This is a genomic window from Bacteroidota bacterium (assembly GCA_016713925.1).
Classification (GTDB): Bacteria; Bacteroidota; Bacteroidia; order AKYH767-A; family OLB10; genus JAJTFW01.
Map to the genome: position 1 here is coordinate 1,103,803 of JADJOH010000007.1, position 14,629 is coordinate 1,118,431.

Sequence of the window (14,629 nt, forward strand, 5' to 3'; positions counted from 1 at the left end):
AAAATGAGTCCGGGTTTTAGACGGATACTGATTGCGTTTGCCAGCGTTATCGTACTTTCTGTATGTATTATTGTTTTATCCTTTTATAACAAAGTATTTTCACCCAACGTCGATTTATCATCCAGCAAAAGTCGCTTCGTTTATATTCCGACCGGATCCACCTTCATTGATGTCATGCGACTCCTGGAGAAACAGGGATTGCTGAAAAACAGTGCATCCTTCCAGTGGGTGTCAGAGCAAATGAAATACCCTGCAAATGTTAAACCCGGTAAATATGAAATTAAGCAGGGAATGAATAACAAGGAACTCATTTCGCTTTTGCGCTCCGGAAAGCAGACGCCTGTTAAACTGACCTTTAGTAATATCCGAACCGTAGAAGAACTGGCCGGTGTAACAGGAGGGAAGATTGAAGCGGATTCGGCATCTATTGCATTTTTACTAAAAGATGAGGCTTTCCTTGACAAATATGGATTCAATGCAAGGAATAGCCTATGCATCCTCATTCCCAATACTTATGAATTGATGTGGAATACTTCTGCCGAGCAATTTTATGAAAGAATGGCGAAAGAATACAAGAAATTCTGGAACGAGAAACGTCGCGCTAAAGCAAAGGAAATTGGTTTGACACAAGTTGAAGTCAGTGTGCTTGCTTCTATTGTAGAAAAGGAAACGCGAAAAAATGATGAAAAAGCAACGGTAGCCGGAGTGTATATGAACCGATATCTTAAAGGCTGGAAACTGGAAGCGGATCCCACTTTGGTTTTTGCTTCCGGAGATTTTAGTTTAAGAAGAGTGCTCAATGAACATAAGGATATTGATTCACCTTACAACACCTACATGTATACCGGTTTTCCTCCGGGTCCAATCTGTATGCCATCTGTATCTTCCATCGATGCAGTGCTGAATTATTCAAAACACGAGTATATGTTTTTCTGTGCCAGAGAAGATTTCTCCGGCTATCATTCTTTCGCAAAAACGTATGATCAGCATCTTCTCAATGCCCGACGTTTTCAGAAAGAACTGGACAGAAGAGGGATTCGATCATAAACAGAAATGTTCCGTGTTTATTACCGGCTGATTTCAAAATAACTTCCTGAAGAAAAACTCTTCATTTTAGAGCTTAAAGATGTAATTAAATACACTTTTTCTCCCTTTTACCAGACAGGGATTTTTTTACCTTTGTGCCCTATGAAAATTGGTATCCTTAGAGAAGAAAAATTCCTCACGATAAGCGTGTTCCCTTTACTCCGGTGCAATGCAAGTACCTCCTGGAACAGTTTGCCGAATTAAAAATAGTTGTTCAGCCTTCAGGGTTTCGTTGTTATTCAGATGAGGAATATCGTTCTCATGGCATTGTTTTACAGGAAGACTTAGGTGATTGTGATGTATTGATGGGCGTGAAGGAAATCCCAAAAGACAAGCTGATCCCGGGCAAAAATACCTTTTCTTTTCCCATACCATCAAAAAGCAAGCGCATAACAAAGCTCTTTTACAAACCATCATTGAGAAGAAAATTCAATTGATCGATTATGAATGTCTGATTGATGATCTCGGTCATCGCGTGATTGGATTTGGACGATTTGCAGGTCTGGTGGGTGCCTATAACGGAATTATGGCCTATGGGTTAAAGTATGGACTCTTTAACCTGAAACCGGCTCATTTAAGTCACGACAAGAAAGAAGTTTTTAAGGAGCTTGAAAAAATAAATCTTCCCAATTTGAAAATTGTAGTAACCGGAGGCGGACGTGTGGCAAATGGTGCCATGGAGACATTAGGAGTACTCGGTATTCGGAAAGTAACAGCCTATGAATTTTTGCATTATTCTTTCCGTGAACCGGTCTATGTTCAACTGCATTCCGAAGATTATTATAAAACAAAGGATGGTTCCGTTTTCAGCAATCAGGTTTTCTATCATCATCCTGAAAAGTTTGATTGTACTTTTGCAACCGGAAATTCCTATGCCAGCTTTTGCGATCTGCTGATTCATTGTACGTATTGGGATCCAAAAGCACCGGTCTTGTTTACAAAGCAACAGATGCGTGATCCAAAGTTTCATATCAGTGTGATTGCTGATGTGACTTGTGATTTAAACGGAAGTATTCCATCTACGACACGCACAACAACTATTGAAGATAAATTTTATGGATACAATCCCAATACAGAAAGCATCGAGGAACCTTTTGCTCCATCCACTATAACGGTCATGTCTATCGACAATCTTCCCTGTGAATTGCCAAGAGATGCTTCAGAAGGATTTGGTAAGCATCTCATGGAAAGAGTAATGTCCTTTCTTGTTCGGGAAGATGATGGATTGATTGAACGTGCCACCATTGCTAAGGATGGAAAACTGATGAAAAGGTTTGAATACCTGAGTGATTATATTGCCTGATTGAAACATCAAACAAGGGAAGAGATAAATTATTTTTGATCTGCTTTAAGAAAACCTTTTATGAACAAGGGTTTTTCTCCAAAGATCTATAGAAAAGTTTACGCGGTTTGATGTTCAGCTTCCTTCAGTAAGGATATAGCATCGGAAGGCGAAGAGGCACTAAAAACCGTATTTCCCGCAACCAAAATATCTGCACCGGCACGAATGAGTTCATGTGCGTTCTTCAAATCTACCCCTCCGTCAATTTCAATTTTGGCGGATGAGTTTTTCTGAAGGATAAGATTTTTTAAGTCATCGATTTTACTGTAGGTGTTCTTGATGAATCGCTGTCCGCCATACCCTGGATTCACCGACATCAGAACCACCACATCTATGGATGCAATTACTTCTGATAATAAAGCAGCAGGCGTATGCGGATTAATTGCTACTCCTGCAAGTACACCCAACTGCCGCAGATTTTGAATGGTACGGTGCAAATGCGTACAAGCTTCATAATGCACCGAGATGATCGCCGCACCGGCATCTGCAAAGGCGGCAAGGTATTTATCCGGTTCAACAATCATCAGATGAACATCCAGTGGTTTACGTGCATGCTTTTTGATTGCTTTCATGACCGGAAAACCAAAAGAAATATTCGGGACAAAAACACCATCCATCACATCCACATGAAACCAGTCGGCGCGACTTTCATTGATCATTTTAATATCGCGCTGAAGATTTCCAAAATCAGCAGAGAGGATGGAAGGGGCAATGAGTACTGACATGTTCTTATGGGTATAGGGCAAATTTCGTGAAAAGGATCGGATTTACGAAAGATGGATAATGCAAAAATAAATGAGTCTGAAAGGTAAAATTGCCCTTGAGGAAGGATCCCAAAAGCGCGAGGGGAAGGGCAAAATAAGAAAGTGCCCCGGTCTGTGGGTGGTGTTTATACCTAATTTTTTATCTTAGGCTACTGAATAGCCAAGGCGAAATGATATACCGTTTTCGAGACTCCTATGTTAATACGGGTAATCTATCCCAGTCTTCAATATCTTACTTCTGGAAGTATGCTTTAAGCGACGAATGGCCTTTTCCTTTATCTGACGGACACGCTCTCGGGTGAGTTCGAAGCGTTCTCCGATTTCTTCCAGCGTCATTGGTGATTCATTCAATCCGAAGTAAAGACGAATAACATCTGCTTCACGAGGGGTTAGCGTATAAAGAGCACGTTCTATTTCTCTGCGTAAGGATTCCGTGATGAGATTATTCTCCGGTGATGGTGCCACATCTTCACCTGGCATCATGTCCATCAGAGTACCATCTTCCCCTTGTATAAGCGGAGCATCCATAGAAACATGTCTCCCGGAAGAACGCATGGTATCGATGATATCGTCAGTTGAAATATTCAGCAGTACAGAAAGTTCTTCGTTGGTAGGCTCCCGTTCAAATTCCTGCTCCAACTGGGCAAAGGCACGATTAATTTTATTAATAAAGCCGATTTTATTCAAGGGTAAACGAACGATTCTCGCCTGCTCCGCCAATGCCTGTAAAATACTCTGGCGAATCCACCAAACGGCATAGGAAATGAATTTGAATCCGCGGGTTTCATCAAAACGTTGGGCGGCTTTTATTAATCCCAAATTACCTTCATTAATAAGGTCGCCTAAGGTTAAGCCCTGATTTTGGTATTGCTTTGCCACGGAAACAACGAAACGAAGATTAGCTTTTGTCAATCTTTCCAATGCTGTTCTGTCACCTTCTTTAATACGTCGGGCTAACTCAACTTCTTCTTCGGGCTTCAGCAATTCCACTTTCCCGATTTCCTGAAGGTATTTATCCAGGGAGGCGGTTTCGCGGTTGGTTACTTGCTTGGTAATCTTTAATTGTCTCATGTTATCGCAGAGTGAATATGGCATCGTAACGCAGTTCGCATTCTGGAGGTTGCGGAAACAGACTTCGATGAGGGTTAATCAACTGTAAGGTTCACGGCGCATGACACAAAACACTTGCCATTAAGTGAAAAAGGGAAACTTTGTAACGAAAATATTACATCACCAAAAACGGGGATCAGAAAACAGAAAACCCGTCGTAAACGACGGGTTTTCAAGTATATTACTACAATATTAGGGACACTAACTATGCTTCAGGAGCTACTCTTTCAGGGCGATTCGTCATTAAAACCTTACGGGACAGACGATATTTACCTGTTTTCTTATCTATTTCAATAAGTTTGACTTTTACAATATCTCCTTCTTTGAAAACGCCATCCATGGTAGCCAGTCGCTCATTAGAGATTTCGGAAATATGAAGTAAGCCATCTTTACCCGGCATAAACTCAACGAAAGCACCGAATGTAGTAATGGTTTTCACCTTTCCTTCGTACACTTCTCCAACTTCCGGCTCGGTCACGATACCTCTGATTCTAATCAACGCCGCATCAATACAGGCCTTATCAGGAGATGCAATTTCTACCAATCCTTCATTGTTTACTTCCTCAATGGTAATGGTTGTATTGGTTTGTCGCTGAATTTCCTGAATGATCTTTCCACCCGGTCCGATGATCGCACCGATGTATTCTTTTGCAACACGCAATTTCACGATACGAGGGGCATGTGGTTTATAATCTTCGGCAGGAGCAGAGATCGTTTTATTCATTTCCCCCAGGATATGCAAACGTCCGGCACGTGCTTGTTCAAGCGCCTGTAGCAAGATATCGTAAGGCAATCCATCTACTTTCAAATCCATCTGACAGGCACAAATACCTTTATCGGTTCCGGTTACTTTGAAGTCCATATCTCCCAGGTGGTCTTCATCACCAAGGATATCACTCAAAATGGCGAAATTTCCTTTTCCATCGGTAATTAATCCCATCGCAATACCTGAGATGGCACCGGTTACTTTAATACCGGCATCCATCAATGCCAGACTACCTGCACAAACAGTAGCCATAGAAGAGGATCCATTCGACTCCAGAATATCAGAAACGATACGGATGGTATAAGGATTCTGGTCTTCACCAGGCATCACTTCACGTAAGGAGCGTAAGGCCAGATTACCATGTCCGACTTCACGACGGCTGGTACCACGATTAGGCTTTACTTCACCTGTACTGAAGCCAGGGAAGTTATAATGGAGCATGAAATTATTCGTACCCTGATACATCGCCTGATCAACAATTTGTTCATCCAGTTTAGTACCCAGCGTTACAGTAGTCAACGATTGTGTTTCACCACGCGTAAAAACGGCTGATCCGTGAGCAGATGGCAAATAGCCCACTTCGCTCCAGATCGGACGAATATCAGTCAGACCACGACCATCCAAACGAATACGATCTTTTAAAATCATTGCACGCATGGCATCGTACTCTACATCATGATAATATTTCTTAATGAGCTTCTCTTTTTCTGCACGCTCTTCTTCGCTGAAAGTAGCCAGGAAATCTTCCAGTACTTTTTTGAAAGCGGCTTTACGCTCATTTTTATTCGGGTTACATTGACGAGCAGCTGCATAGACGGCATCAAAACAGGCCTTATTTACTTTTTCACGCAATTCTTCGTCATTCGTTTCATGACTGTATTCACGTTTAGTGACGCCGCCCATTTTCGCAACGAGTTCCTCCTGTGTTTTACATTGACCCTTAATCGCTTCATGACCTACACGTATCGCTTCCGCCATATCTCTTTCAGCTACTTCATGACATTCACCTTCTACCATCAGGATATCCTTAGCGGTACCGGCAACAATCAGATCGATATCTGCATTTTCAGCATCAGCAATTTTAGGGTTGATCACAAACTCGCCATTTATTCTGCATACACGTACTTCTGAAACAGGACCTCCAAATGGAATGTCGGAAATGGTGACAGCAGCAGATGCAGCCAGGCAAGCCAGGCTATCAGGAGCTACATCCATATCAGCAGAAATCAACGTTACTGCAATTTGGATATCGGCATGATAATCGGATGGGAAAATAGGGCGGAGGGCACGATCGATAAGACGACAAATCAGGATTTCCTGTTCCGTCGGACGTGCTTCACGACGAAAGAAAGAACCGGGAATCCGACCGGCAGAAGCAAATTTTTCCTGATAATCCACAGTTAAAGGAAGGAAATCAACACCTTCTTTTGCCTCTTGAGAAGAAACTACAGTAGCGAGCAACATACAGTTACCCTGACGGACAATTACAGAACCGTGTGCCTGTTTAGCCAGACGGCCTGTTTCGATAGTAATCTCCCTGCCGTCCGGTAATAGGGAAGATACGGTAATAGCTTTTGGTTGCATTTCGACAGCTTTATTAATTTATATATATATATATTTATAGATCAAGTATTTAATTACGCCTTTCTAAAGCTTAAATTTAATGATAAGCTTCTAATAAAACGTTCATTCGCCCTGTTTTTCCTTTCTATTGGACTAACTGTTGAAAGTGTTTCCAATCAGTTTTGAAGGGTACAAACAAAAAAAGGCAATACTAAGATTGCCTTTTTTTGAGATGCCTGCTCGAGGCTTTTATTTACGAATACCGAGTTCAGCGATAATTGCTCTGTACCGGGTGATATCTGTTTTATGAAGATAATCCAACAAGCTACGACGCTTACCTACCAAAGAGATTAATGAGCGCTGAGTTGAAAAGTCTTTTTTAAAACTTCTCAAATGCTCTGTCAGATGGTTGATACGCTGTGTGAACATAGCGATTTGTGCTTCAGAAGAGCCGGTATTGGTTTCAGTTTTACCGTATTTTTTGAAGATTTCTTTCTTCGATTCAGTGTTTAATAGCATGATGAATTACGCGGATTTTACTTTTTAAGGAGGGCAAAGATATGAAAGCAATTCCTAAACAGCAAGAAGATTAGCTTTGTTTTTAATGTGAATTTACTCCGGGTTGTCCTAAAAAAGCATTAATAATCAGTTGAGTACGTAATTTCAGGTTCCAAACGGGAATAAACCACTGATTTCAACCACCTTAAACTGACCTTTTTGCTTCTCCAGGGTAAGGCATATATTATCAATTTTTCGTTCAAGTCCCGTTCCATTTATCTCTAAACAAAGATCAACAGACAAAACCGCTTTTGAATGATTCAGCACCAGAAATGTAGAGTCGATACTTTTTATTTCCCGGGTACCGAATTCGCTATTCATAGTTTCCTGAAACATACGCTTTGAATGTTGATTGTAAGACCTTCCATCCACTTTAAATTGATCACTCAGGCAGGAATTGAGGAACCTCCAGTCATTGCTAAAAAGTATTTTTAACAAATCGTTCAGGGTTTCCATCGCCTCAGTCTCTTCCTTTTCGTGAAATTCCTCATAGATAAAATGGCAATACATATCCTTAATGTTATATACCTCCATTTCCTCCTGCATTAATTCGCCGGTGATGAAGCGATAGAGGTCTTCATCAGGATAATCCGCATTTGTATCTATTAAAATATTATGGTCTTCGAGCATATCCAGCACTTCAAATAATTCTCTTTCGATTTCAGATGCGGACAATGTATCTGCATCCGGAAAATCAGGAAAACCCAGATGCTCTTCCACCGTCATTCTTCTGAAATCCGACATCATGCGTTCGAAAACATCTCCTATACTAGCGATAGAAGTTCCCATTTCTTCGAAGGACATGGGCTCATCATTTTTCAGTTGTTTTGCATATTGACGGTGTATCTCTCCATCTTCTGGCAGGAAGGCAAATAATGCTGTTCCTTCATTCATCGGCCGATTTGTTTTTTTCATGGTATAAATATTTTAGCCCACGAAAGTAGATCGGGTGTTAGGGAATAGTCGGTAAATAAACGCTTATAGACGTTTGTAGTCGCTTAACCTTTTTAAAACGGCATCAGAATTTAAAAAGCAGTATTTATTCGTGCACGAGAAAAAATGTTGAACCAAAGATCGGTTAATGGGCAAAATAACCCAGCAACTGACCCAGCTTTGCTTTCAATTCGGGACGCTTAATGATGATATCAAGAAATCCATGTTCAAGTACAAATTCTGAGGTCTGAAATCCTTTGGGCAAATCTTTACCAATCGTCTCCTTCACTACCCGCGGGCCGGCAAAACCAATTAAAGCACCCGGCTCGGCAATGTTCAAATCCCCCAGCATCGCAAAGGAAGCGGTAACACCACCGGTAGTGGGGTCAGTCAGGAATGAAATGTAGGGAAGACCTGCAGCGGAAAGTTGAGTAAGCTTAGCGGATGTTTTGGCCATTTGCATCAGGGAATAAGCCGCCTCCATCATCCGAGCACCACCTGATTTAGAGATAATCATAAACGGTGTTTTATTCTCGATGGAATAGTCAATGGCTCTGGAAATTTTTTCACCCATGACAGACCCCATCGACCCACCAATAAATTTAAAATCCATACAAGCGATGGTAATAGGAAATCCGTTCAAATTACCGCTGGCGGTACGAATAGCATCCTTTAAGCCGGTTTTCTTTTGAGTATCTACCAATCGCTCGTTGTACTTCTTAGTATCCACAAACTGTAGCGGATCGGCAGAAGTGATTTCCGAATTGATTTCAATAAATTCATTGTTGTCAAAAAGCATGGCAAAATACTCTTCAGAACCTATACGTTCATGGTATCCGCATTTCACGCATACCCACATGTTATCCTCATGCTCTTGAGAGGGAATAATAGACTTACAGGATGGGCATTTATACCATAACCCTTCCGGCGTTTCCTTCTTCTCATGCGTGGCAGTGGTGATGCCTTCTTTTATTCTTTTAAACCAACTCATTAATTTGGGGTTACGAACTACGAATTATTACGGATATACGAAATACGAATATAAACGGAATCACGAATTTAAACGAAAATACGAAATTTGAGTAATAGGACTTCTGGTAGTGTATGATTTTGGGCCGAATACAGGGGTATTAATTTTCGGTTTTGACATTTTATTTTCTTCTTCAATTCACCGTTCGAAATTGCAGATCCAATATTTTATTTTCCATATACCCAACCTTTAAATTTAAACCTTAAACTTTGGACTTAAACTTTAGACTTGAACCTTGAACCTTGAACCTTGAACCTTGAACTTTAAACCTTAAACTTTAAGCTATAGTAACTTCCTTTTCCAGATACACATCCTGAATGGCATTGAGCATTTGAATGCCTTCAGCAAATGGTTTCTGGAAGGCTTTACGGCCGGAGATGAGACCTTGACCGCCGGCGCGCTTGTTGACTACAGCAGTAGTTACCGCTTCAGCCATATCACTTGCCCCTTTACTTTCTCCTCCTGAATTAATCAATCCCATCCGGCCCATATAACAATTGGCTACCTGATAACGGCAGAGATCAATAGGGTGGGGGCTCGTCAATTCCTCATACACTTTCTTATGTGTTTTGCCGAATTTAATGGCATTGTATCCTCCGTTATTTGTAGGCAATTTCTGTTTGATAATGTCTGCCTGAATGGTTACGCCCAAATGGTTGGCCTGCCCTGTTAAATCCGCAGAAGTATGATAGTCGACACCATCTACTTTGAAGGCGTTATTACGCGTATAGCACCATAAAATAGTGCCCATACCTAACTCATGTGCTCTTTCAAATGCCTGTGCCACTTCAACAATTTGCCTGGACGATTCTTCCGATCCAAAATAAATTGTCGCGCCTACAGCAGTAGCGCCCAGATTCCATGCTTCCTCTACAGAGCCGAACATGATCTGATCTAACTTATTTGGATAGGTCAGAAATCCATTGTGGTTAATTTTTACAATGAAGTGAATTTTATGCGCATACTTTCTGGATACCGCTGCGAGTACGCCATAGGTAGAAGCTACTGCGTTGCAACCACCTTCAATGGCTAATTTTACAATATTTTCCGGATCAAAGAATATGGGATTGGGAGCGAAAGATGCTCCTGCGCTATGCTCAATACCCTGATCAACCGGAAGGATACTCACATATCCGGTGTTGGCCAATCGACCGTGACCGTAAATGCTTTGAAGACTTCTTAAGACCTGATTAGAACGGTTGGTTCCGGAGAATATGCGATCCACGAAATCAGTTCCGGGCAGATGAATATGATCTTTGGAAATTGTTTTACAGGTATGGTTCAGCAAGTGGTCGGCATCCTTTCCGAGCAGTTCGTGAATTTTTTGAATCGACATAAGTCTTTGTTTTATAATTTATTATTTCTGAACAGATCAGAATATGAAGGCACAAATCTAATCAAAATCACAGTATTCAAAAAGACCCGTTATTCCGTTTTATACAGTGCCGGTGTTGGCTATACAATCCAGCGCACTGAGATAGGATGAAAATGGAAATTTAGAGCTGAAAACCTGATTGTAAGTTTCACCTGTGGGGTAACTTTCCTTGATTTCCCCCCGGGTCAATTTGCCTCGTAAATCAGCATATTCTCCTTGCGGGAGTTCTTCCAAAATTTCTCCTGTGTACTTCAGCTTTCCTAAAAGACATTTAAAAAGGGCCAAATTGAATGCATGGAGATACTCCGGTTGCGCATCGAAAATCTCAAAAAGTTCATCTCTGAAAAAGGTAAAAAAAGGAGAGGTGTTATATGCGGAAAAAAGTGCTCCTTTATGCACTCTGGACCAGGGTTGGGAATAGCTAATCCGCATTTGTTTTACCGGCGTTTTCACACCTCCGGTATGTTGGATGGGGATAGATAAGGTCTGTTCTCCATTGGCACCCAGGATAAAAGTACGGTTCGCCAATGTTTGTTTTCTCCATAGTTCATCTCCATCCATATAAATACGCCCGGAAGTAATGATGGCCGAAAACAATTCCCGAAGAGGAAGATACTGGGATGAAATAATGACTGTTTTGTCTTTCAGGACAAGATCAGTCATTATTGTAATGAATCACATTAAACAATCTGCTCCAGCGAATTTTTGACAGAAAGGAACCATTGGTATCCCACGACATCCAGATAAATACTGCTTTACCAACAATATGATCTTCGGGTACAAATCCCCAAAAACGGGAATCGGCTGAATTGTGTCGGTTATCACCCATCATAAAGAAATAATCCTGCTTGAAAGTATACGTTGTTGCCGGTTGATTATTGATGAAAATTCTGCCGTCGCGTTCCTCCATCTCGTTGCCTTCATAAACAGTGATGACACGTTTGTAGATGCTGATATTTTCGGCGTTAATAGAGATGGTTGCTCCCTTTTTTGGAATATAAATCGGACCATAATTGTCCATGTTCCACCGGAGTTTTGGATCGGAGGGATAAATATAATCTTCATATTGTCCGGCAGGCATGGTCATCACCTGGATACCGGTAACATTCGGCAATTTTTTAAGTTCGCTTACTGAATTTTCCGTCAGACAAAAGCGGTAATCACCCGGATTATACGCCGGACCGCCATCGGTAATATCATTTTTTCGAAGAATGCGTTCACTAATACCGCTTCCTGAAGTTTTAATATCATACACATACTGGCTTTTCCGGGGCTGCATCGCCTTTCTTGCCATTGATGAATACGGTTCGGTTTACGACTTTCAGTGTATCACCTGCAATTCCTACACATCTTTTGATGTAATGTGTTTGCTTGTCGATCGGACGGTCATCTTCCATAGGATAATTAAAGACCACGATGTCGTTCCGCTTTACATCGGCAAATCCGGGTAAACGGTAATAGGGCAGTTTCCATGAATCGGAATACGACTTGCCACCAAACACAGGAATTTCCTGATGCATGAAGGGGATGGATAAAGGGGTCATAGGAGTTCGGGCCCCATAGTGAACTTTGCTAACGAATAAAAAATCACCTACCATGAGTGTTTTTTCCATGGATGGAGTAGGGATGGTGAACGCTTCAATGAAGAATGTCCGAATGATGGTAGCAGCGATGACGGCGAAAATGATGGCATCAAACCATTCGCGTGTCTTGCTTTTTCTTCCACTGCTTTGCCAGAATTTCCAGTTCATAATGTTTATTTACGGGGTCGAAGTTAGAAAATGAATAGCTTAGTCTATTAAATATGCGATTTTCGGTTTCCAAAGAGTACATCTTCCATACTGAAAACCCCGATTTTACCGATCAGCCAACTGGCCGCAAGTAGTGCACCGGCAGCAAATCCCTCTCTGTTAAAGGCTTCATGGTGAATGCTGATTTTATCGATGGGGGATGTCCATGCCACCTCATGTTTTCCAATCACATCTCCCTCACGTACGGAATGAATAGCTAATACGTCATTGGGCACCTCCGGGTTGCCCTGAGTAAGCATCCAGGATTTTACATGTTGATTGGATTGGAAAATACCATCCGCCAATGTTACCGCTGTTCCACTGGGCTTATCGAGCTTGCGCGTATGATGGACTTCTTCGATGAATGGGTGATAATCGGTATGGCTGTTCATCCAGGCAGCGAGTTCCCGGTTCAGTCGAAACAGGATATTGACTCCAATACTGAAGTTGGTGGCAGTTATAATAGCACCTTTCTTAGCTATGAATTTTTGAAAAACCTCACCCGACATCTCCTGCCAACCGGTAGTTCCACAAATCACCGAAATGCCTGCCTCCAGGCACCAGCGGCGATTGTCAACTGCTGCATCCGGCTGCGTGAATTCTATCGCGATGTCGGCCCTTTTCAAGTCCGCAGCAGTATAGTTGGACCTGTTCAGATGATTAATACGAATCAGGATTTCATGACCGGCCCTGATCGCTTGTTCTTCCACGGCCATTCCCATTTTTCCTGTACCGATAAGTGCAATTTTCATCATAAGGATCAGAAGCGTAAAGTGAGTGATAAACCTGCCGAGGCTTGTCCGGGTGCGGGTTGAAGCAATGGACTCCACTGCAAACTTAAATCGTCATCTACATTGAAACTAAAAAGATGCGCATCTACATGAGCATCCACAATATTTAGTACATAGACGAGGGTAATACCGATCACAGACAAGTCCCTGTTTCTTCTGTAAAAATCACTGAGCGAACGTAGATTTTCCTCTGTGTAAATATCGGCGTATTCATCTACCGTATTCGGATCCTCATCATACCGTAGCAATAAGGCATTATCAAATTTCCGGAAGTTATCATGGTTAAATTTGATGAGATAAGCCATTCCTGCAAAGGCAGCATAGACAATGGGCACCTTCCATATTTTCTTATTATAGACTTGTCCGGCACCGGGTAAAAATGTAGAGAGGAGGGTAGCTTTTCGCACGGAATGCTGAGGTACCAACGAAACTGAATCTCCGATTAAAACGATGCTATCGTTCCGCAGCGGAATGGTATCCTGAGCAGTTCCTGTTAATGGCAACAGGAGGGAAATTACAATAAACAAAACCCCTCCGCAATACTGACGAAGGGGAAATCGTTGCAACAACTGCCACATGGGTATAGGAATTGAATCAATCAAAATCCAACAAATCCATCAGACGGTTGAGGTCATCATTACTGAAGTAGTTGATGAGAATTTGACCACTCCCATTGTCTTTATGTTTAATCTCTACTTTCGTTTCATAGCGATGTTCCAGACGATCCTCCAGATTCCTGACTTCCACCGCCCATGAAGCTTTGCTGTTTTCCTTTTTACCCGATTTTTTAGGAGAATTCTGACGTACCAGATTTTCTACTTTTCGAACGGAAAGATCATTCTCCAGGATGTCATTAAAAATCTTCAATTGCATACCGATATCATCCACTCCTAAAATAGCCCGGGCATGACCCATGGTTATTCTCCCGTCACGAATCGCGAACTGAATTTGAGGAGGAAGTTTGAGTAAGCGCAGGTAGTTGGTTACCGTGCTGCGATCTTTTCCAACTCGTTCTCCTAAACCTTCCTGAGTCAACTGACATTCTTCAATAAGTCGCTGATAACTGATCGCTATTTCCAATGCATTTAAGTTCTCCCGCTGTATATTTTCTACGAGCGCCATCTCCAGCATGGATTGATCATTCGCAGTTCTAACATAGGCCGGAATGGAAGTTAATCCCGCCAATCTGGAAGCTTTGTAGCGACGTTCGCCGGATATAATCTGGTACTTGTCAGGCCCCATTTTTCGCACGGTAATCGGCTGAATGATTCCTTGCGTTTGGATGGATTCGGCTAATTCCTTTAAAGCTGATTCATCAAATTCAGTACGTGGCTGAAAAGGATTCGCTTCAATCTGACTTAAATTAATGAGGGCAACATTGCCGGCCATTACTTTCGCAGGACCTCCGAGTGTATCTACAGGTGCTCCGGCATTTTCTACATGCTCGGGAGTAATATTTCCTTCCAGCAAGGCACTAAGACCTTTTCCGAGCGCTGATTTTTTAGTTGACATAGTTTAACT

The 14,629-nt window shown here is 41.9% G+C and carries 12 protein-coding genes and 2 pseudogenes; 2 read left to right on the forward strand and 12 right to left on the reverse strand.

Annotation, left to right across the window (positions count from 1 at the left end; all coding sequences use genetic code 11):
• The first annotated feature begins 3 nt into the window (after positions 1–3).
• Together mltG and IPJ86_12875 are read left to right on the forward strand one after the other, a co-directional pair.
• Positions 4–1,047, forward strand: a complete 1,044-nt coding sequence (mltG, locus tag IPJ86_12870) for an endolytic transglycosylase MltG (protein MBK7888138.1) — start codon at positions 4–6, stop codon at positions 1,045–1,047.
• A gap of 141 nt (positions 1,048–1,188) precedes the next feature.
• A pseudogene (locus IPJ86_12875) lies at positions 1,189–2,389 on the forward strand (alanine dehydrogenase).
• Positions 2,390–2,487: 98 nt separating this feature from the next.
• Here the strand turns inward: IPJ86_12875 and IPJ86_12880 are convergent.
• The 12 genes and pseudogenes from IPJ86_12880 to IPJ86_12935 all read right to left on the reverse strand — a co-directional run bounded on the left by IPJ86_12880 (position 2,488) and on the right by IPJ86_12935 (position 14,620).
• Positions 2,488–3,153 carry a ribulose-phosphate 3-epimerase gene (locus IPJ86_12880; GenBank protein MBK7888139.1) on the reverse strand — a complete coding sequence of 222 codons (666 nt, stop codon included), beginning with the start codon at positions 3,151–3,153 and terminating at the stop codon, positions 2,488–2,490.
• Between the two features lie 237 nt (positions 3,154–3,390).
• The gene (locus tag IPJ86_12885; GenBank protein ID MBK7888140.1) at positions 3,391–4,263 is read right to left on the reverse strand and encodes a sigma-70 family RNA polymerase sigma factor; all 873 of its coding nucleotides are present in this window, start codon (positions 4,261–4,263) and stop codon (positions 3,391–3,393) included.
• A gap of 244 nt (positions 4,264–4,507) precedes the next feature.
• Complete coding sequence (gene pnp, locus IPJ86_12890) at positions 4,508–6,652, reverse strand: polyribonucleotide nucleotidyltransferase (protein MBK7888141.1); 2,145 nt, start codon at positions 6,650–6,652, stop codon at positions 4,508–4,510.
• 228 nt (positions 6,653–6,880) lie between these two features.
• Complete coding sequence (gene rpsO / locus IPJ86_12895; GenBank protein MBK7888142.1) at positions 6,881–7,150, reverse strand: 30S ribosomal protein S15; 270 nt, start codon at positions 7,148–7,150, stop codon at positions 6,881–6,883.
• 144 nt (positions 7,151–7,294) lie between these two features.
• Positions 7,295–8,104, reverse strand: coding sequence for a hypothetical protein (locus IPJ86_12900; GenBank protein MBK7888143.1), 810 nt, complete (start codon positions 8,102–8,104; stop codon positions 7,295–7,297).
• A gap of 163 nt (positions 8,105–8,267) precedes the next feature.
• The gene (locus tag IPJ86_12905) at positions 8,268–9,113 is read right to left on the reverse strand and encodes an acetyl-CoA carboxylase carboxyltransferase subunit beta (GenBank protein MBK7888144.1); all 846 of its coding nucleotides are present in this window, start codon (positions 9,111–9,113) and stop codon (positions 8,268–8,270) included.
• A 316-nt stretch (positions 9,114–9,429) separates the two neighbouring features.
• On the reverse strand, positions 9,430–10,488 hold the full coding sequence (locus tag IPJ86_12910) for a class I fructose-bisphosphate aldolase (protein MBK7888145.1): 1,059 nt from the start codon (positions 10,486–10,488) through the stop codon (positions 9,430–9,432).
• 99 nt (positions 10,489–10,587) lie between these two features.
• Complete coding sequence (locus IPJ86_12915) at positions 10,588–11,190, reverse strand: WbqC family protein (GenBank protein MBK7888146.1); 603 nt, start codon at positions 11,188–11,190, stop codon at positions 10,588–10,590.
• A pseudogene (gene lepB / locus IPJ86_12920) lies at positions 11,183–12,278 on the reverse strand (signal peptidase I). Before lepB ends, IPJ86_12915 begins: the two are co-directional and overlap by 8 nt.
• 47 nt (positions 12,279–12,325) lie before the next feature.
• Positions 12,326–13,069: a 4-hydroxy-tetrahydrodipicolinate reductase gene (gene dapB, locus IPJ86_12925; GenBank protein MBK7888147.1), complete on the reverse strand. Its 744-nt coding sequence runs from the start codon at positions 13,067–13,069 to the stop codon at positions 12,326–12,328.
• 8 nt (positions 13,070–13,077) lie between these two features.
• Entirely contained in the window at positions 13,078–13,710 is a 633-nt protein-coding gene (locus IPJ86_12930) for a hypothetical protein (protein ID MBK7888148.1), read from the reverse strand.
• Entirely contained in the window at positions 13,703–14,620 is a 918-nt protein-coding gene (locus IPJ86_12935) for a ParB/RepB/Spo0J family partition protein (protein ID MBK7888149.1), read from the reverse strand. Before IPJ86_12935 ends, IPJ86_12930 begins: the two co-directional genes overlap by 8 nt.
• Positions 14,621–14,629 lie beyond the last annotated feature (9 nt).